The following is a 21,077-nucleotide window of genomic DNA, read 5'->3' on the forward strand; positions in this document are numbered from 1 at the left end:
AATCTACTAGACAGGCTTAAAAACCTGAGGGAAGGAACAGTTTCATCCCGGTCCGCTTTAATATATCAATTCCTTTGAGAATAAGATACAAGGGCAGGATCCGCAGGCCCCCGATAGAAATCGGGGGGCCAGGGATCCTGCCTATTTGTGTACATAATTATTATGCGGTGTCGGGTTCGGAGACCCGACACCACTATGGGTAAACCGCATAAGTTATTTTTCCGGAAAGACACCCAATGTGCTGTCAGGTCTCTGCACCTGACAGCACAAAAATAAGTAACCCTGCCTATTCGCGCGTGAAATAAAACAGGCAGGATCGCTCATTCCGCCGAAGACGGAATTTCGGATCCTGCCCTACAAGAATTCAGACGTCATATTAGGATCAGTCCACTACCTCATTATCAACTGGCCGTAGTAGTTCGGGTCGTATTCGATCGGGGTGATCCAGTCGGCGTTGCCCAGCCGCAGCTGTTTGCGGCGAAAGTTAACATGCATCTTCTTCCCCTGCTCCAGTTGCACCCCAAACTGCTTCAAAGGCATTTTGATCTCGATCGTCCATGAGTCGGCGTTTTTGGCCGACTTAACTTCATACTGGCCGTTCCACTCGAGGGAGCCGTCGAGATAGCCGTCATTATTCATCCAGTATTTAACATCGTAAGCAATCCCGGCCGGGTTGAAATATATCTGGTAGAAAGTATCGAGCGCATAGTCGGGGGCGATAAAATAGCCGACACAATCATCACGGTGCACGGCGCCGTCATGTTCGGCGGCTTTGGCCCGCAGCGAATCCATCATGCTCTCGGAACATTTTGCGGCCAGGAAAAGATTGTTTTTGTCATAGGCGAAATAGAATTCGACCGGCTCGGCTGCCGGTTTGCCGCCATCCGGCGCAAAGAATCTGGTCTCGGCGTTTTGCCAGCATTTTTCGCTCAGGTCACCATCTATTTTGACTTTCTTTTCGACCGGATTGCAGACCGCTATCCGGGCCGTGCCGAGATTTTTTGCGACGGCCACCTTTTTGTTTGCGGCATAGTCCAGTTTGGCCGAGACCGACGGCACCGGAAAGAGCGAGCCGCTTCCGGCGATGGTGAAATAGACCATATCAATCGCTTTCGGCGCTACCACCAAAGGCATGACAGCCGGTTCGACCGACCACCCTTCGGGAACATTCCACCGCAAAGTATCATTGATAGCCATCGGATTGACGGAATTATTTATTTGCAGGCCGATTCTGGTTTCGGGGATGGTCATATCCTCGGCCACGATGGCCTGATTGACAAAAGTCAGACCGGTTTGCCGAAGTGGCCTGAAAACAAGGCGCTCGGCGGCGGTGATATTATCCCACGGCAGGACGGCGTCTTTTTTAATCGTGGCAATATTGATGTCTTTATCATCAACCGTAACCCAGAGGAAATGATATTTCAGGCCATTGGGCGAAGTATCCGCTCCGCCGCCGGAACTTCCGACACCGGTATATTTAATACCGTCATAAGTGCCGGAGAAGTATTCATGATAATGCCCGCTAAAAACGGCATCGACACCATATTTGACAAAAATATCATGGAACGGATCTGTCTTGCCCTCCCCCAGAGCGGCATACCAGAACGGCTTATGCATCAGCACGAAAGTATATCTGGCGTTTTGATTTTTTTCGAGATCAGCTTCCAGCCATTCAAGCTGCTCGGCGGGGAAATCTTCATTTTCCCAGCGGCTGTTATCGAGCATAACAATATGAATTCCATCGAAATCAGTCGAGCCATAGGCGCTGCCGTAGCGCGCGACATATATTTTTTCCGATATATTATCCCAGATATCATTATTGCCGGGCGGGCCATAGAGCGGTACATCAAGCGGCGCAATCACCGAGTCGAGCCCGTTCCACTGGCCGATAATTTCGAGGCTGTCGCCCCAGCTGTCGATGATATCCCCGACATGGAGAACCAGATCTGGCTGGAGCAAATCAATTTCCCGGACGATTTTCCCAAAAACGCCCTTGTCTTCACCGCTGTAGCGGTCGCCCAGAACGGCAATGCGAACAGGTGGTTCCGAGGCGCGGGCGGCGGCAGGAATAATTATCATAAGACAAAACAGCGGCAACAAAACCTTACCGGCCAAAAGATTGAAAATAGAAAGACTTTTACACATGACTCCCTCCTTGTATTGATGTCTATTTTTGAAAATAAAGAGCTTTGCTGATTTGAAAATCAATCGCTGCCTTCTTTATATTTATGTAGAGAAATGGCAAAATATGGTTACCGCGTTAAAAGTCAATAATAAAAATCGCCGTTTTTATTTATGTGAAAGAAGAGGCAAAAAAATACGTCGGAAGCCGGCTTTTTTTGCCGATTTCCGGCCAAAAGCTATTGACATCACGGCCATTTTGGGCTAATTTTGCAATGTTTGTTAATATTTTCACAAACTGGTGAATTCATATTTTTTAGCAAGGAGTTGAAATGAACCAGTATCTTGAGTCCGTGATGGCCATGGTCAAGGCCAAAAACCCTGCGGAACCGGAATTCCATCAGGCTGTCCATGAGGTTTTGGAATCTCTTGGACCCGTTCTCGAAAAGCATCCCGAATATGTGGAAAGCAAGATCGTGGAACGGGTTGTCGAGCCTGAACGTGTTATCATGTTCCGGGTCCCCTGGGTTGATGATGCCGGCAAGGTCCAGGTTAACCGTGGATTTCGAGTCGAGTTTAACAGTGCCATCGGCCCGTACAAGGGCGGTCTTCGTTTTCATCCCAGCGTCAACCTGGGAATCCTGAAATTCCTTGGTTTCGAACAGGTTTTCAAAAATTCCCTGACGACGCTTCCCATGGGAGGCGGCAAGGGTGGTTCCGATTTTGATCCCAAGGGAAAATCCGACAACGAAGTGATGCACTTCTGCCAGAGCTTTATGACCGAACTTTATCGCCATATCGGCCCCAACACCGATGTTCCGGCCGGTGATATCGGTGTCGGCGGCCGCGAGATCGGCTTCCTGTTCGGGCAGTACAAGCGTATCCGCGATGCTTTTGAAGGCGTCCTGACCGGAAAAGGCATCAACTGGGGCGGAAGTCTGATTCGTCCGGAAGCGACCGGTTACGGCACGGTTTATTTTGCCAAGGAAGCGCTCAAGACCAAGGGCGATTCCTTCAAGGGTAAAAAAGTCTCCATTTCCGGATCGGGCAATGTTGCTCAGTATGCCACTGAAAAAGTTATTGAACTGGGGGGCAAGGTTGTAACACTGTCTGATTCCGGCGGATTTATTGTCGATGAGGCCGGTATCAATTTGGAAAAACTCAAATTTGTCTTCGAGTTGAAGAATGTCAGACGCGGCCGGATTAAAGAATATGCCCAGAAGTTCCCGTCGGCCAAATACCACGAAGGCCTGGGTGTCTGGAATGTTCCCGTCGATGTGGCTCTTCCCTGCGCGACCCAGAACGAGCTGGACGGCAAAGACGCCGAGACACTTCTGAAGAACGGCTGTATCTGCGTGGCCGAGGGCGCCAATATGCCCAGTACGCCGGACGCGGTCGATCTGTTCGTACAGAGCAAGATTCTCTATGGTCCGGGCAAAGCGGCCAACGCCGGTGGCGTGGCGGTTTCCGGTCTGGAGATGTCTCAGAACAGCATGCGTCTGTCATGGACCCGTGAGGAAGTTGACAAGCGCCTTCACGGCATCATGGTCTCGATTCACACAGCCTGCAAGGAAACATCCGAGAAATACGGCGATCCGGGCAACTATGTCATGGGCGCCAATATCGCGGGCTTTGTCAAGGTGGCCGATTCGATGCTCGACCAGGGCGTTGTTTAAGCTATTATTGACGTCTATCATATTGAGATGGCGGGACATGCGATACTGTCCTGCCGTCTCGTTTTAAATTGAAGCACCCCCTTTTGAATCGTCACCGGCGCTGCGTATATCTGGAGATACAGAAATTTAGAGGTATTTCGAAAAATGGCCAAGCTCAATATAGACCTTAAGGATTACGAATCCGGTTTCGCCCGGTTTGATTCCCTGATGCAATTCAAGGTCAAGGATATCCTGCTGGTCTCCAGCATGTATGATTCATTTACACTTGAGGAAGACGGGCATATCGCGCAGTTGATATTCAATGAGTATATCGAGCTGAATCTCTCATTTGCGCCGCAAATCAAAAGAGTTTCTTCCGGGGATGAGGCCCTGCAACTGCTGGCCGAGCGCAATTTTGACCTGATCATGGTCTTCCGCAAACTGGGCGATATGGATATTGTCGCATTTGGTCAGAAGGCCAAGGAAATCATCCCCGACATCCCGGTGGTCCTCCTGGCTTTTCATCCGCGCGAATTGAATATCAGCTATCATCCCGATTTCTCGAAGGCGGTTGACAAACCCTTTTTCTGGAGCGGTGAGGCCAATATCCTGCTGGCCATCGTCAAATATATCGAAGACAAGATCAATGTCGATTACGATACGCGGCTGGTCGGCGTCAGGGTGATTATTTTGATCGAAGATTCGATCAGGTTTTACTCATCATATCTGCCGCTTCTCTACGGCGTGATCATGCGGCAGACACAGGCCTTGATGGCCGACGGCTTGAACCTGTCGCACAAGCTTCTCAGGATGAGGGCCCGCCCCAAAATTCTTCTGGCTGACTCATACGAGCAGGGCTGGGAACTGTATCAGAAATATAATCAGTATCTCCTGGGGATTATCTCTGATATAAAATTTTCAAAAAGCGGGCAGCCCGATGATCTGGCCGGTTTGAAGCTGGCGCGCAAGGTCAAGAAACAGATGCCCGATTTGCCTATATTGCTGCAGTCATCAAATCTCCGCTATGTCGAGGAAGCCGCGGCGGAGAATGTCGCTTTTCTACATAAAAGAACCCCGGCGCTTCTGACGGAATTACGGCATTTTATCCGGCAGAATTTCGGATTCGGTGATTTTGTGTTCAGAATGCCCGGCGGCTCCGAAGTGGCCCGGGCGGAAGATTTTCATTCCATGGAGCAGTGTTTGAAGGACGTCCCGGAGGAGTCACTTATTTTTCATGCCAGCCGTAATCATTTCTCCAACTGGCTCATGGCCCGAACCGAATTCGACCTGGCCAACCGCCTTCGCTCCAGAAAAGTATCGGAGTTCAAGAATGCCGCGGCGGTGCGAGCCTACCTGATGGAGACATTCAAAAGTTTCCGGCATGAAAAGCAGCTTGGCATTGTTACTGATTTTTCGCGAAAGCAGTTTGATCTCCAGAGCGACTTTGTCCGCATCGGCGAGGGCTCGCTGGGGGGCAAAGGGCGCGGCCTGGCATTTATCAGCCGTTTGATGCGCCGGTACAATGTATATGACAGCTTTGAGGGTGTCAGAATCAATGTGCCGCCATCGGCCATTCTGGGGACATCGGTTTTCGATCGCTTTCTGGAGAACAATAATCTTCTGGAATATGCGCTGGGGGAGCACAGCGATAAAGAAATCGCGGCCGCTTTTCAAAAGGCCTCGCTTCCAAAAGATATCCGCGCCGACCTGGGCGCATATATGGAGATAATTAAATATCCGCTGGCCGTAAGGTCATCATCATTGCTCGAGGATTCGCACTATCAGCCGTTCGCGGGTATTTTCGATACGCACATGCTGCCCAACTGCCACCCCGGCAAAAAAGTCCGGATGGAGAGACTGGAAGAGGCGATTAAGTACATCTATGCTTCAATCTTCGCGCGAAAATCGAAAAAATACATCGAGGCCACCGGTAATCGGGTCGAAGAGGAAAAAATGGCGGTCATCCTTCAGAAGGTGGTCGGCAGCCGAAGAAACGACCGCTTCTACCCCGTTATATCCGGAATCGCAAGATCATACAATTTTTATCCGATCGGCAATATCAAGCCGAAAGAAGGGGTTGTTTATGCGGCGCTCGGTCTGGGAAAGACCATAGTCGAGGGCGGTAACTGCCTATATTTCTCGCCCAGTAACCCTCAAAATCTGCCGCAGTTTTCATCGGTGAAAGATTTCCTCGACAACTCACAGCAGGAGTTTTTTGCGGTCGATATGAGTGATCCGCTGGTTCACCCGGCGCCCGGCGCGGAAGCCGGTTTAATCAAACTGCGCAAGGAACAGGCGATGGATGATGGGAGCCTGCAGTATGTCGGCTCTACTTTTTCACCCGACAATGATCGCATTTATGAAGGGGTCAACCGCCCGGGTATCAAGCTGATCACGTTTGCCCCGATTCTTAAAACCAAAATTTTCCCGCTCGATGAAATCGTCAGGTTCCTGCTTCAACTGGGGTCATCCGGGATGAATATCCCGGTCGAGATCGAGTTTGCGGCCGAATTAAGTTCCGAACCGGGCAAACCGCATGATTTCGGGTTTCTGCAGATACGCCCGATGGCGACCGAGATGGTTCTGGAGGGGGTTACGCTGGATAAATTCGACAACGGCAAAATTATCTGCAAGAGCAACCAGGCCCTGAGTAACGGCCGCATAAACAGTATTAAAGATATTATCTATGTCAGTCCGGATAATTTTGACCGGTCCAAAATGCCTCAGATGGCGGCCGAAGTGGGGCGCTTCAACGATCAGTTCAAAATGGAAAACCGGTCATACCTGCTGATCGGCCCGGGTCGATGGGGAACCGCCGACCGCTGGCTGGGTATTCCGACCACCTGGGACCAGATTTCGTCGGCGCAGATCATTATCGAGGCGGCTTACGGTGATTTCACGGTAACGCCGTCGTTTGGGACCCACTTTTTCCAGAACCTGATAGCCTTTCAGATCGGTTATTTGACGGTCAACCGGACCAATGAGAAGAATTTCATTAATTGGGACTGGATTACGTCGCAAGCGATTGCAGATAAAACTGAACATATTCGGCATATTCGTCTGGAAAACCCGATCAAGGCCTTAATTGACGGTCACACCGGCCGGGCGGTGATTCTGAAGCCGAAAAAGTGAAATACCGGGCACAATATCATTCTATCTTATAGCTATTTCACTATTATTAATTGAACGGATAAAGATTTTTCATTAAAATCTGCTCAAGCGTTCGTAAAATTGATTAACATGGAAACCTTGCGGAATTTTTCCGGTCTTATTATTTTGAAGACGACCAATAATTATATATCACCGTCATGGAGGAACTGATGTTACAAAAATCTATCGTTTCTATTCTCCTGCTGTTTGTCTTTGTATTCTCAGCAGGCGCCCAGGATTCGGGCAAGGTCGAAGGAATCCTCAAGGGTATCGATCCCTGGGTGCTGACCGATACGGCCAAAATTATGGCCTTTATCGACAGCAATAATGCCGTTACTACACAGATGCTGGAGACTTCCAAGCACTGGGAGCCGACCGTGCGCGACCTGTCGTTCCTGCTTGGTATCGACCTGATCACCAGTCCACAGATTGACAATACCGGCCGGATTTATTTCACGATGCGCCTCACCGGCGAGGATGCCGCGCTGTTTTATATGGACAAGCCGATGGGCTGGCCGATTCAGATAACACCCAACAGCTGGTCCGAAGAAGGTTACACTATCAGCGGTTTTTCGGTGCATCCGTCAGGCGATTTTATTATTGTCGATGTGTATCAGTACGGTGACGAATGGCACGACCTCTGGTATTTTGGCCGCAACGGCGAGTTCCGGCCGCTTCTGGTCAGCCGCACGCTGAGCTACTATGGGCCGACCTGGGATGAAGACAACCCGGATCAATTCTATGTTGTCACCTATGACCGGCGGACCTTCAATATCGCCAAATACACGCTGTCAACCGGTATTCTGGATACGCTCTACACCGAGCCGGGCATTTTCTTCCCGACCGATTATTACAAAGGGAAAATGCCGATTATCCGCCAGTATTCCGGATTCGAACATCAATTGGGCGTTTATGATCTCGCCACTAACAAAATTACGATTATCTCCGATACCGCCATGTTCAATGATGCCACCTTCACCAAAGACGGTAAAATCCTGACCCTGACCTCGATAAAATCCAATGAAGATGAGTTTTTGAAATACTGCCTGGTCGATCCGGCCAAACCAAACGAATTCCAGGTGGTGTACGATCCCAAGAAGGAAATCGACGGCGCCGGCCTTGACCGGAAAAAAGACATCGCTTATGTCCGGCTGAACACCGACGGCTACTCGGAACTGGCCTGTTTTGACATGAAAGGCGCCATCGTCCCGATGCCCAAGGCCGAGATCGGTATTATCAGCGCGGTCAGTTCCAATGATTCGGGCGCGGTTGTCTTTGACTTTTCATCGCCGACCGTCGCGCCCACCGCATATCTGTTCAAGATGGGTGAGAACAAGCTCAAACAGATCGGGAAAGTCTCGACATTCGGGTTCGATTTCTCCAAAGTCAAAGTAGATTTGATTCATTATAAATCATCGGCCGACGGCACCGAAATTCCAGCCTTCATCTATATTCCGCAGAATGCCAAAAAGGACGGCAGCAATCCGGCCATCATCGATTATCATGGCGGCCCGGCCAGCCAGACCCGCCCGTATTTTCAGCGCAATATGGCCTTTGCCCTGAGCAAGGGATTTATTTTCATGCGTCCGAATGTGCGCGGTTCCTCCGGCTACGGCCCGGCTTATGAACTGGCCGACAATATGGAAGGGCGTTTCAACGCCCTGAAAGATGACGAATCGGCCATCGATTACCTGATCAACGAGGGCTGGTCGAAACCTGAAAAGATCGCCATCTGGGGCGCTTCTTACGGCGGCTACACGGTCAACTGGCTGGCGACCCATTGCCCGGAGAAATTTGCCTGCGTGGTTTCGGAAGTCGGTGTTTCCGACCCGGATCATACCATGATAAATTCTCATCCTGCCTTTATGCCCTACTGGGAAAAAGAGTACGGCCCGGCCGGCGGCGAATTGAACCGCCGTCTGGCGCCGCTGTACTTTGCCGAGAACGTAACTAAGCCGATGCTGGTTACCGGCGGGTACAATGATCCGCGCGTGCCGCCATCGGATCCGCGCCGATTCGCCTATGTTCTGGGGAAACTGGGCAAACCGGTCTGGTATTATGAAGAGACCAAGGCGGGTCACGGGGCCTCGACCAAGTCACAGACGATTCATGACCTGGCCAGCAACTACGTTTTCACGATGATGCACGTGATGAAGTAGAGAAATCTTCGATTGAATTTATAAAGGCGGGTTTACAGCCCGCCTTTTTTATGTGCGTCAGACAATTCCATCTTGACAGAGACGTTTTTCGTATCATCTTGCAATTATGAATACACCTGCCGCTAAAAGAGAAGTGCTGGTTTTGCTGGCCGGGGTCGTCTGGTCGATGGTCGGTCTGGGCTTGATGACGGCCGCGACCTACTGGCTGACCGGGTCGGGCGGACGGATTGCGCTGGCCCTGGCCGTCGGCGTGCTGGCCGGGACAGCCATATATCATTTCGGCTTCTCGAAACTGGCTACGATGAATCTGACCCGAATCTATGCCCAGTCGCCGGGGAAAGCGAAGGTCTGTGTTTTTGCTTTCCAGAACACTCGGTCATATTTTATCGTGATTATTATGATGCTGATGGGCTACACGTTGCGGCATCTTCCCATTGCCAAAATTTACCTGGCGCCGCTGTATATGGCCATCGGCCTCGGGCTGTTTCTGGCCAGTTTGCGGTATTACAGGCGTCTGTGGCATTAGATCAGGCCGGTTTTGGCGTTTTTCGACAGCTTATCCACATGGCTAAGTCGTTCTCTAATAATAATTTGCTTATTAGAATAGCTTTAAAGGGGAAAATCGAAAGCTTTATGATATTGCGAAAAAATGCAGGCGGGGTCACTGACGACCCCGCCTGAAAGATTATTACTGATTGGCGAGGATAACCGTATCGAGGGTCCACACAACGTAGGTGTATCCGGTAAACTCCACGGTCTGGACAAATCCGACTCCGGGAGAAATAAAGTAGCTGTATTGATTACCCTGGCATGACCTGTAGTAACAACAGCAATAATGCGCCTTATTTTTAAGGGTGATTTTCTCGTCGGCCGATGCCAGATACATCGTATCGACGACACCATCATGCCCAAGATCGGTGGTATAAATATCCCCCACCGTCATGGGATGTTTAAAGAACAATTCACAGGCGCCCATCGACGGAGCATTCTTGCACTCGGCGATATAGAGTCCGTCATCGCGAAGGGTGAGCCACGCGAATGGAATATGGCTTCCCGATCTCTTAAGATTCATAAGATAAAAAGTCTCGCCATTGACGACCGTATCATTCGTGATGTAATACATTAAGGTGTCGATGGCTGAGCCGCCGGTATAATATGTACTCAAAGTTCCGCTCCAGATATTACCGACGGCCAGCGGCATAATGTCGCCGGTTGCGGTTGGCTCGGTATTACTGCCGGTTGTGCTGTTATCGCTGCATCCGGCCAGCAGCAGAAGCCCCAGGGCGGCAAAGGTCAAGATGGTCCTGGACATACTTTACCTCCGGTATTTAATATTTAGAAAAAAGCCTTAGACTGATATATATACTCTGATACGTAAAATATATTCAGAAGTTTTTAATCTGTCAAGGAATAATGAACGAACGTGGAATAATTGACATTTTTTGACAGTTCCGGCCAGGCAGGCGGGGATTTCTAAAGATAAATGGATGTCGGGTTTCTCATTCGCCTGGGACTCGTCGAAAACCCTATCTACCAAAACTTAATTAATCCTTGATACAGCGAACGGATCTGCCAAGTGGATTGTTGAAGTATGTTTGGTAGATGGCTGAATCTAGGTTATTCATACTTCGTCCCAACGCGGCAGTAGTATTGTACGGCGAGGAAGTCCAAAAAAGTGCATGGCTGCCCAAATAGGTGAAGCTGCCTAAAGGATTACGGTAACCGCCCGGAAGTGCGGTAAAACCACTTTCATTTGTAGCGCCGGTGTTGGGGCTGACCCAATGCGTGGTTCCTGCTTCTTTCAATTTCCCGCCTGCCACATCATCGCCGCCAAGATAATCAATCAATGTTTGCCACTCGGCTTTACTCGCCACATGCCAGTCCGCGGGAGCTAAATTGCGATCGTCAGCTACCGCGTACCAGTTGTACAGCCGACCATAAACAGCGACATTGGCTATATTGTTACTATATTCACAATAAGCCCCAGTATTGAGATATGCCCAGGTGTTATTATTGGTCACATTAGGGATGGAATCGCCATTGCGATAATGGGTTACCTTAAGATTTTCCGCCATCCACACTTGATCACCGATTTTTATCGTTTGATATACGTTGCCGTCAATGTCAGTGACTGTTCCACAGTCCGGCGCCGGACCACTCTTATAGAGATAACTGATCAGATAGGTTACATCCAGGATGTTGACGGCGCCGGAGTTGTTGGCATCACCGCAGATCCCGCTAAACGTCGTTCCGCAATCCGGCTCCGGACCGCCTTTATATAGATAACTGATGAGATAGGTTGCATCCAGAATGTTAATCGTACCGGAGTTGTTGACATCTCCGCAGTCGCCGGAAAAAGATACTGAAGGCATGATTAAAATGATAATGCTCAAAAGAACCACTGACGCACGGCCCATGATGTACCTCCAGGGTAATTGTGAAAATTTCAATAAAAACCATAACCTTACATGCAGACTATTGTAATATAATCCGATCAGGTTTTGAGGCAAGTGGTTTTTTTACGATGGTTCCGATTTTCGAAGCAATGGAGGTTGATTAGTAGTCTTGTCACTAACCCCGATGAAAGAAGGGCATTCCTGACATCTTCAAGACCTCTCTTAAAAAATGTCAGGAGCATCCGCCGGGGCGGGCTCCTGACCAATCAAAATCTCACCGGGCAATTTGTCAACTAATCCTTGACACAGCGAATGGAAAACCCGCCCACCTTGGCGTAATCTCCATGGGTGACGCTGGCAAGGAAGTAGTGCAGGTTTCTGTACCAGACATGGTTAGCCGGCGCTTCCGTAGTGGACCAGAAATAACCGATGCCGCCCAGATTAAGGAAGTAACCATCGAGGTCGCGACGCCCGGCCGGAAGTCCCGTAAAGCCGCTTGCATTAGTCGCGCCGGTATTGGGACTGAGCCAATGCGTCGTCCCGGCTTCTTTCATTTCCCCGCCGGCGACAGCATCCCCGCCAAGATAATCAACCAATGCCTGCCACTCGGCATCACTGGGCACATGCCATCCCTCCGGCGCAATGTTTCGGCCGTCAACGACGGCATGCCAGTTATACAACCGGCCATAAACATCCACATTGCCTTCATCGTTATTATAATTGCAATAGGCTCCGGTGGTAAGCTCGAACCAGATGTAATCGCTGATGACGTTGGGAATAGGATCGCCGTTACGATAATGGGTTACTTTCAGATTTTCCGCCATCCAGCACTGACTTCCGATTTGAATCGTACTGTACATATTGCCGTCTATATCCATAACACTCTCGCATCCGCAGTCCGGCGCCGGGCCGCCCTTGTAGATGTAATTGATCAGATAAGTTACATCGAGAATGTTGATGGAGCCGGAGTTGTTGACATCCCCGCAGTCCCCCGCAAATGATATCGCCGGCATGATCAAAATGATTATGCCCGCAAGTGCCAATAGTACTTGTCTCATGATTTTTGCCTCCTGTCGATAAGTAAAATATATTATAGACCTGACTCATTTTAATTCTATGGAATTTTATGAAGCAAATGCCCCACACTTCAACCCTGACAATATAATCCCATATGGGCATGGATGCAATAGGTATTTATTGACGGTAACGGCGCGGTAAATTTTGAATTGCCGGACTACATTTCAACTAATATATGCGCCGAGGATGATCGAGTTGATGATGTTCTTGACCGGGTCAACCGTGAAAGTTGACGCAATCGGGACCGGGCCGCCCATAATAATTCCGGCCGCCTCGCCGTTGGCATACATCACCATTGCTTTGTACAACCCGTTGGCCGTCTCCAGACTCGGATTGACAAAGATATCTGTATCGCCGGCCACTCTCGAGTTGGTGATGCCCTTGGATTTGGCCACTTCGGCATCGATAGCAACATCGAATGAGAGAGGGCCGTCGATGATAACATCGCTGATTTGCCCCCGGTCGGACATCTTGGCGATGGCCGCTTCTTCCATAGTCACCGGCACCGCCGGATAGATCGACTCGACCGCGGCCAGCAGCGCCGCTTTGGGCATCTGGATGCCGAGTTTTTTGGCCAGAACTGCGGCATTGCGCGTGATGGCAATTTTGATATCGGCGTTCGATACCGAATTGACGGCCGCGTCGGTAACGAACATCAGCTTGCGGTATTTGGGGGCCTGAATCACGCCGACATGAGAAAGCACCTGCCCCTTTTTGACGAATCCGGTTTCAGGAAGAAGCAGCATATCCACGAAATCCCGGGAACTGATACTGCCTTTGAGAATAAACTGTATATCGCCGGCCGAGACCGCTTCGATGGTCTTGACCAGGGCCCCGTTTATGGTGGCGGTATCGAATATATCGAGGCCGCCGACATCGACATTTTGCATCAAGGCAGCTTTCTCTATTTCGGCCTTCGGGCCGAAAAGCACTGGCTTGACATAACCGCCGCCGACCGCCTGCACGATCGCCTCGAGACATTTGCCGCCGCGCGGGAAGATTACTCCCATGGAAGGAATGCCCTTATCGGCGATTTTGGCGCGGGTTTTTTCGGCCAGTTCCGCAAAGGAAGTAATCATCGGGTACCTCCCGCCAGCCCGATCATCCTGTAATATTCCGAAACCAGACAGGCCAGCGCCACCGAGGTCTTTTTATTCTTCACGGTATCGGTTCTTGAAACCAAACTGACCGGCACTCGGGCGCCGACAATCACGCCGGCGAAAACGGTGTCAGCGAAATTAATCAATGCTTTGGAGATAATGTTGCACTCCTCGATCGAGTCAACCAGATATATGTCGGCATCACCGACCACCGGCCCGTCGATATCTTTGAGAGCGGCGATTTCTTCCGAGGTTGCGGCATCAAGCGTAAGCGGCCCCTGGACCAGGACATTTTCGAGATCCAGCGCCGGCACATGGGCCAGAAATGTCCGGCATGAGGTTGTTTCGGGAATATTATCATAAACTTTATCGACCGCTCCGGACACGGCCACTTTAACCGGATCCAGCCCCAGCGCCCGCGCCACCAGGACGGCATTTTCCATAATTTGGAGTTTCTGTTCCAGATTAGGCTTGACAACCATGCCGCCGTCGGTTATCTGAATCAATTTGTGATATCCGGGAATATCGAGCAGGGCCGTATGCGAGATGGTATTTTTTGTCCTAAGATCAAAATCCCGATGCAAAACGATTCTCAAAAGCGCCGAAGTTGAGATAAATCCCTTCATGACCACATCCGCCTTACCTTCGGCGGCCATTTTTACGGCGCCATAGGCGGCTCGTTCGACATTACTTTCATGCTCGATAACAAAATCGGAGATATCGACACGGTCTTCATCGGCGGCTTTGAGGATTTTTTCCCGGTCGCCAAAGAGAACGGCATCGAGAATCCCGGCGGCATTAGCCGAAGCCAGAGCGCCCAGGACATCGGGATCACTGGCAGCCGCCACCGCCACTGTTTTCTTGCCGTTTCTCTCGGCCTGAAAACCAGCGGCGTTGATTATTTGGTCGGACGATACTATGGCATCGGTTTCGATTAAGGTATGCATAGTCTCTATTCTCCCAAAGTGTTTTGGGTTGGCATCAGTATTCCTTCGGGATCTCTATTCCCTCGAGAACTCTTAAGGCCCCCGCAGCCAGCGCTTCCATCTCATACTCTCCGGCGACCACTGTCACTTTTCCGAAGGTCGAAACATACTCGGAGAGTTGCTTTACGAGTCTGGCCGAATGAGCCATACCGCCGGTAAATATTATACCATCGATCCCGCCTTTCAGGACGGCGGCACAGGCTCCGATTTCTTTGGCAATCTGGTACACCATTGCTCCGAAATATAATTCCGCTTTTTCATCGCCGGCGTCAATCATTTTTTCGACAGCGCGCAGGTCTGCAGTACCAAGATAAGCTTTAAAACCGGATTCGCGTGAAAATTTATTTATTATTTCTTCGCGGGTATATTTGCCCGAAAAGCACATTTCGACCACTCCTCCGATCGGAAGGGCGCCCGCCCGTTCCGGCGAGAACGGCCCCATCCCAAGCAGCCCGTCGTTGACATCGACAATCAACCCGCCTTTGACCGCGGCCACCGAGATACCGCCCCCCATATGGGCGACGACAAAATTGGCCCGGGTATAATCTTTTCCTATATTCTCCGCCTCGCGGCGGCAGACTTCTTTAATATTAAGGGCGTGCGAGCGCGACTTTCTGACAATCTCCGGTATTCCCGAAATCCGGGCAAAATCGGTTAAGTTATCAGTGGTGATCGGCTCGACAATAACGGCGGGGACATTGAATCTTTTGCGGAGATGGTCGGCGATCAGAGCGCCGAGATTGGAAGCATGGTTTGAGTACCGCGCAGTCCGGAGGTCATCAAGCATTTTTTCATTTATGGCATAAATGCTGTCTTGCAGCGGCCGCAAGGGCGCGCCCCGGCCGGCAAGGGCGGCGACCTTGTGTGAGTCTATCCCGGCTGATGCAAGCCACTGGTCGATTTTGGCCATTCGCAAATCGAACTGGTCGGCCACATTATCGAAGGGTGCCAGCTCGGCGCTGTCATGCCGAACCGTCTCTTCGGCGATTCTCTCTTTGCCCCTGAATAAAGCCATCCGGGTCGAAGTCGATCCGGGATTGATAACGATAATGACACCTTCCATCTGCGGACCTCCACCGGTTGTTTCTATGTCTTAGATTGAAACGCCTCCTCGGCCAATTCCCTTCCGCGCGCGAAAGCTTTCAGGTTCAAGTCGACAAATTTGGCTTTTACCCGCGATTTGATGGCCTCTTCCCAGGCCGATGTATCGAACTCCAGCCGGGATGAAACGACGCCCAAAAGCAGAATATTAACCAGTCGCGGGTTGCCCATTTCGAGGGCGATTTTATCGGCATCAAGCGAAATCACATCTTTGAACTTCTTTCTCAGGTCGGCGACAGCATCTTCAGGGTAGAAGAATTTCCCGCCGGCCGTTATGGGCGGCACCAGGCGAGTGGTCGATGTGGCCACGAGACCGCTTTTTTTGACCCAGTCGACGGCCCGCAATGCCTCGGCCTGCTCGAAAGAAATCAGAATATCGGCCTGACCATAAGGAATAATGGGCGAGTGAACTTTGGGCCCGAATTTGATATGGGTGCTGACCACGCCGCCGCGCTGTGACATGCCATGAACCTCCGATTTCTTGACATCCAGACCGCTTCGCATGGCGACCTCGGAGAGAACCTCGGAAGCCAGAAGAACGCCCTGCCCGCCGACACCGACTATCAAAACATTTGTTACTTTATCCATAGCATCCTCACTTTGCCTTCACGGGTTCTTCAGCCAATAAGATCGCCTCGGGCTGGCAGACCTGGGCGCATAATGAGCAGCCGGTGCAGAGAACCGGATCTATCACAGCCTTGGGATGTTTTCTCTTGGTCAATTCCTTCGACGGCATGATCGCCGGACAGCCGATCCGGAAGCAAGCCGAACAGCCGTTGCAGAGATCCATATCCACCGTATATGGTTTCTCCATAATCCGCTTGGGCATCAGGACGCAGGGGCGATTGGTGAGGATCACCGACGGGCCGGGTCGGGCCACTTCCTCTTTAATGATCTGAACCGTTCCTTTGTAATCATAGGCATCGGCCACTCGAACCGACTCCACCCCCAGAGCCTTGCACAATTCAAAATAATCGACCTGTTTGGTTTCCTGGCCCATCAGAGTGTATCCGGTGGCGGGATGCTGCTGTCCGCCGGTCATGGCGGTCACGCGATTGTCCAGAATCAAGACGGTGACATTGCTTTTATTGTAAACGGCGTCAAGAAGGCCGGTGATTCCGGAGTGCAGGAAGGTCGAATCACCGATCACGGCCACGACGCCTTTCTCGTAAGCGCCGACTTTCTCCATGCCGATGGCGCTGCCGATCGAGGCCCCCATGCAAATACAGGTATCCAGATAGCTCAGCGGCGGCAGCATACCCAGCGTGTAGCAGCCGATATCCCCGGTCACCGCAACGCCGGTCTTCTTGAGAGCCATAAAAGCGCCTCGATGCGGACAGCCGGGGCAAAGCACCGGCGGCCGCGGGAATAGAGCTTCCGGCTCTACTTCAGCGCCGATAACCTTATCGAGCAAACCGGCCTCTTTCAAACCCAGGCCCACTTTATAGGGAGACAATTCGCCCAGATGCGAAAAATACTTTTTGCCGTCGATGTTCATTCCGGCGGCCCTGATGGCCTCTTCGAAGAAAGGCTCCAACTCCTCAACAATTAGAACCTTCTTATGTGACTCGACGAATTTCCTGATCTTATCCAGCGGCAGGGGAAAGCCGAAGCCGATTTTGAGATAATCCACAGCGGGCAGGTTGTCCTTGGCATACTGATAAGCAATACCGCCGGTGATGAGGCCTATCTCGGAACCGTTATTTTCGACAACGTTCAGGTCCGTCGTTTCGGAAAATTCGCGGAGTTTTTCCAGCCGTTCCCGAAGAATCGCGTGTCGTTTGCGGGCGTTGGCCGGAATCATGACATATTTCTGCATATCGCGCTTGAAGCCGACCTCGGGAGGAATAACCGGCTCGGCTTCCTCGACAATACCCTTGGAATGTGAGATACGGGTTGTCATGTGAAGCATGACCGGAGTATCGAATTTCTCCGATATTTCCAGCCCCTTAAGGACGAAATCCTTGGCCTCCTGGCTGTCGGCCGGCTCCAGGAATGGTATCTGCGCGAACTTGGCAAAATACCGGTTGTCCTGCTCATTCTGCGAGGAGTGCATTTCGGGATCATCGGCGGAGACGAAAATAAAACCGCCGGCGACGCCGGTGTAGGCGAAGGTCATCAGGGGATCGGCGGCGACATTGACGCCGACATGCTTCATGGTCACCAGCGTCCGGGCGCCGCCCAGCGATGCACCAATACCGACTTCAAAGGCGACTTTTTCATTGGGGGACCATTCGGCGTAGATCGAGGGAAACCCTTCGGCAATGGTTTCCAGAATCTCTGTCGAAGGCGTTCCGGGATAAGCCGCGGCCAGCTTAACGCCGGCCTCGAAGGCTCCCCGGGCGACCGCCTCATTACCGGATAATAATTTTTTCATAATCGAATCTCTATCTTAAGCGTAAATTTTGTCTTTACCTAATTATAAGTAAAATGGGCCAAAATATCAACCGCTGTCTGTGAATAAATTCACAAAGTTATGGCCTACCTGAATTTCCGTCTTTCAATCTAACGGATATCCGACGCCAATATTTGGCGCGACGGCAGCCTCAGGGCGAAAATCATGTCAATCAGAACGATGATGGCCCCGCCGATAAAGGTCGCCTGATACCCGAACAGGCTCCACATGACGCCGCCTGCCACCGGAATAATCACCGCCGTTATGTGGTTGGCGGTCATCCCGAATGACAGACAACTGGTCAGGTCCTCGTTCGAGGCTATCTTGCTTAAATAAGATTTAAGAGCTATGGATGAACCGAACAGGATATTGTCGATCAAATAAAATACAATCAGCAGCGGCAGGTAATCGACAAAGGCATATCCGGCAAAAATAAAGATCAAGATAAAGGAACTACCGGCCATGACAAACCTCTCCCCCACCCTGTCACTCATCGTTCCGAGAAGGCGGTTGGTGAAAAAGGTAATTAGATTATTGGCCAGCATTATCATCGAAACCATGGAAATACTCAGTTCATGATTTTTTACCAGCAGGAATATGGCAAAGGTCGTGAATATATGTCGCCGGCAGCCCCTGAGAAAATAAAGGGTGTAATAGAGCCAGTATTTCTTCTTAATGGTCACCTTCCGCTTTTCGGATTTGCCGCGATTGGCCGGAAGCGCGATGGTGAAATAAATGCCGACTACAAGAACTACTGCCCCGATTACATAAAACACCTGACGGTAATCCAGCCAGAGGGTCAACAGAAGAACCAGCCCGGCTCCGATCAGCCCGGCCAGCGACTCATAAGACAACAGTTTCCCCTGCGCCTTACCGACGCTGTGGTTATTCACCAGAAGCAGCAATTGCGAAGTATTGGCCGGCTCGAAGTAATGAAAGCCGAAAGAAACCACGACGGTGGCCAGACCCAGAACGACCATAGATGGAGACAAGCCGCACAACAGCAGACCCAGACCGGTCAGAACAATCGAGAGTGAAGCGATCTTTGATTCGGTCAAATATAGCGCCAGAGCGCCGGCGACAAAGGCCAGAAGCCCCGGAATTTCCCGGGCCGCCTGGATGATGCCGACATCGGTCGGCGAGGCATTGAAGCTTTCGACGGCGAAATTATTGAACATTATGCGCCAGACATAGAACCCGATCCATACCGAGACACCGGAAAAGGTAACGGTAAAAATGGATATTTTCTTAATGCCCAGCGCCATGATTGTGGCAAGATACTCAAAATTCCAGCAATTAGCATGGAAAATCTGGCTGTCCCAATGAATATTTAGCCAGTGGTTTATAGATGATATTCTTACTAATTTTGAAATTATGTCGATAATTGCGGTATAAGAGATTATGATGCCATTTCAGATGACCGGAAATAATATGGCCGCCTTGATGATTTTGTCGTATATTAACCATCCGTCAAATTTATCAAAAGGATCATAAATGGAATTTGATGTCTCGATTTTCAAGCCGTATGACATCAGAGGGATTGCCCCCGACCAATTGAATAATGATATAGCCTATCGAATTGGGAATGCGCTGGCCGTTTTTCTAAAACCGACCAATCTTGCGGTCGGTCGCGGCCGGAGCCGCTATGCTTATGAATTGGGCGAGGCTGTAATCAGCGGTATTACCGACGCCGGATCCGATACGATCGATCTGGGCGAGGTTTCCCCGGATGTTCTGAATTTTGCCGTCGGCAGATATAACCTGGACGGCGGCGTAATGATCTGCCCCGGCAACAGTCACAAAGATGAAATAGAAATCCGATTTACGCGGAAGCATGCCATGCCTCTCTCCGGCCGCCATGATCTGGATCAGGTTCGGGAAGCGCTGCAAAACGACATCATCAGGAAATCGTCTCATCGCGGTAACACCTCCAGAAAGGACTTCCTGCCGCAATTTAGCGAGCATTGCCTGTCATTTGTGGATCCCTATTCAATAAAACCGCTCAGGATTATTGTCGATGCTCATGGCGGGGTGGCGGGAGACATTGTCCCGGCCGTCTTAAGCCGCCTGCCGGTTAAAATAAATGCTGATATCATAAATACCGAATCGCCCCAAAATAATACCGAGACCGGCTCTGAACTTCGCCAGGAAATAGCCAAAAAAAGAGCTGCTTTCGGAGCGGTTTTCGATCCCGCGGCGGGTCGGTTTATGCTTTTTGGCTCGGATGGGATGAAAATTGACGGCGATATGCTGACCGCTCTCATTGCCGAATATTTTCTCAATAAGCAGCCGGATGATAATATCCTGTACAGCTTAATCTGCTCCAGGACAGTGCCGGAATTAATTGAGCGTAAAGGCGGACGCGCTATCCAGACAAGGGTCGGGCCCTCGCTGATAAGGCCGATGATGAAAAAATATAATGCCGTTTTCGGCGGAGAACCATCCGGCTACTATTATTATCGAGACAACTGGTTTGCCGACTCGGCCATGGTCACGCTTCTTATTTGTCTGGAAATAATGAGCCACAGTGAAAAGTCGCCGGCGACCCTGATCGAGGCTTTCGACAGATATTTCCGCTCCGGGGAAATCAGCCTTAAAATTAACTCTGCCCGGGAAAAAATCGAGATGATTGCGGAAAAATATGCGTCCGGAAAACAGGATCGGCTTGACGGCCTCAGTGTCGATATGGGTGATTTCTGGTTCAATATACGCTCTTCCAATACCGAGCCGGTGGTCAGGCTTAATGTGGAGGCGGTTTCGAAAGAGATCCTGGATGACAAGGTCAAAGAGATTCTGGCTATAGTTAATTCTTAGCAAATTCAGATTTTATATTATCTCTCAAATTCAAAAGCCCCCCGCTTGTGCGGGGGGCTTTTGTGTATGTGGTGTAACCTGTTGTAACGTCAGGTCGGGCAAAATGACGTTACTTCAGGAGGA

Annotated in this window: 16 protein-coding genes; 6 read left to right on the forward strand and 10 right to left on the reverse strand. The window is 50.6% G+C overall.

The genetic code is table 11. The features are described from left to right. Positions 1-390 precede the first annotated feature (390 nt). Entirely contained in the window at positions 391-2,145 is a 1,755-nt protein-coding gene (locus CVT49_15045) for a hypothetical protein (GenBank protein ID PKK82163.1), read from the reverse strand. Positions 2,146-2,173: 28 nt separating this feature from the next. On the opposite strand from CVT49_15045, the gene CVT49_15050 reads away from it, so the two are divergent. From CVT49_15050 to CVT49_15070, 5 genes are all read left to right on the forward strand, one after another. Next, entirely contained in the window at positions 2,174-2,389 is a 216-nt protein-coding gene (locus CVT49_15050) for a hypothetical protein (protein ID PKK82164.1), read from the forward strand. 64 nt (positions 2,390-2,453) lie between these two features. Then, positions 2,454-3,797 (forward strand): NADP-specific glutamate dehydrogenase, encoded by a 1,344-nt coding sequence (locus CVT49_15055; protein ID PKK82165.1) that lies wholly within the window; start codon positions 2,454-2,456, stop codon positions 3,795-3,797. A 144-nt stretch (positions 3,798-3,941) separates the two neighbouring features. Further along, positions 3,942-6,908, forward strand: coding sequence for a histidine kinase (locus tag CVT49_15060; protein ID PKK82166.1), 2,967 nt, complete (start codon positions 3,942-3,944; stop codon positions 6,906-6,908). Between the two features lie 176 nt (positions 6,909-7,084). After that, a complete protein-coding gene (locus CVT49_15065; protein PKK82167.1) occupies positions 7,085-9,085 on the forward strand; it encodes a hypothetical protein in 2,001 nt (666 codons plus the stop codon). 106 nt (positions 9,086-9,191) lie between these two features. Further along, complete coding sequence (locus CVT49_15070; GenBank protein PKK82168.1) at positions 9,192-9,611, forward strand: hypothetical protein; 420 nt, start codon at positions 9,192-9,194, stop codon at positions 9,609-9,611. 162 nt (positions 9,612-9,773) lie between these two features. Here CVT49_15070 and CVT49_15075 read toward each other — a convergent pair whose 3' ends face one another. From CVT49_15075 to CVT49_15115, 9 genes are all read right to left on the reverse strand, one after another. Next, positions 9,774-10,397 carry a hypothetical protein gene (locus tag CVT49_15075; GenBank protein PKK82169.1) on the reverse strand — a complete coding sequence of 208 codons (624 nt, stop codon included), beginning with the start codon at positions 10,395-10,397 and terminating at the stop codon, positions 9,774-9,776. 232 nt (positions 10,398-10,629) lie between these two features. Continuing rightward, positions 10,630-11,457, reverse strand: a complete 828-nt coding sequence (locus CVT49_15080) for a hypothetical protein (protein PKK82178.1) — start codon at positions 11,455-11,457, stop codon at positions 10,630-10,632. 317 nt (positions 11,458-11,774) lie between these two features. Beyond that, the gene (locus tag CVT49_15085) at positions 11,775-12,539 is read right to left on the reverse strand and encodes a hypothetical protein (protein ID PKK82170.1); all 765 of its coding nucleotides are present in this window, start codon (positions 12,537-12,539) and stop codon (positions 11,775-11,777) included. Between the two features lie 183 nt (positions 12,540-12,722). Next, complete coding sequence (locus tag CVT49_15090) at positions 12,723-13,637, reverse strand: phosphate acetyltransferase (protein PKK82171.1); 915 nt, start codon at positions 13,635-13,637, stop codon at positions 12,723-12,725. Further along, positions 13,634-14,605 (reverse strand): phosphate butyryltransferase, encoded by a 972-nt coding sequence (locus tag CVT49_15095; protein PKK82172.1) that lies wholly within the window; start codon positions 14,603-14,605, stop codon positions 13,634-13,636. Before CVT49_15095 ends, CVT49_15090 begins: the two co-directional genes overlap by 4 nt. Positions 14,606-14,639: 34 nt before the next feature. Then, positions 14,640-15,707, reverse strand: coding sequence for a butyrate kinase (gene buk / locus CVT49_15100; protein ID PKK82173.1), 1,068 nt, complete (start codon positions 15,705-15,707; stop codon positions 14,640-14,642). A gap of 23 nt (positions 15,708-15,730) precedes the next feature. Then, entirely contained in the window at positions 15,731-16,333 is a 603-nt protein-coding gene (locus tag CVT49_15105) for an indolepyruvate oxidoreductase subunit beta (GenBank protein ID PKK82174.1), read from the reverse strand. A 7-nt stretch (positions 16,334-16,340) separates the two neighbouring features. Further along, positions 16,341-18,122: an indolepyruvate ferredoxin oxidoreductase subunit alpha gene (iorA, locus tag CVT49_15110; protein PKK82175.1), complete on the reverse strand. Its 1,782-nt coding sequence runs from the start codon at positions 18,120-18,122 to the stop codon at positions 16,341-16,343. 128 nt (positions 18,123-18,250) lie between these two features. Then, a complete protein-coding gene (locus tag CVT49_15115; GenBank protein ID PKK82176.1) occupies positions 18,251-19,405 on the reverse strand; it encodes a hypothetical protein in 1,155 nt (384 codons plus the stop codon). A gap of 229 nt (positions 19,406-19,634) precedes the next feature. Between CVT49_15115 and CVT49_15120 the strand changes: the two genes are divergently transcribed. Further along, complete coding sequence (locus CVT49_15120; protein ID PKK82177.1) at positions 19,635-20,954, forward strand: hypothetical protein; 1,320 nt, start codon at positions 19,635-19,637, stop codon at positions 20,952-20,954. Positions 20,955-21,077 lie beyond the last annotated feature (123 nt).

This window comes from candidate division Zixibacteria bacterium HGW-Zixibacteria-1, from assembly GCA_002838945.1.
Classification (GTDB): domain Bacteria; phylum Zixibacteria; class MSB-5A5; order GN15; family PGXB01; genus PGXB01.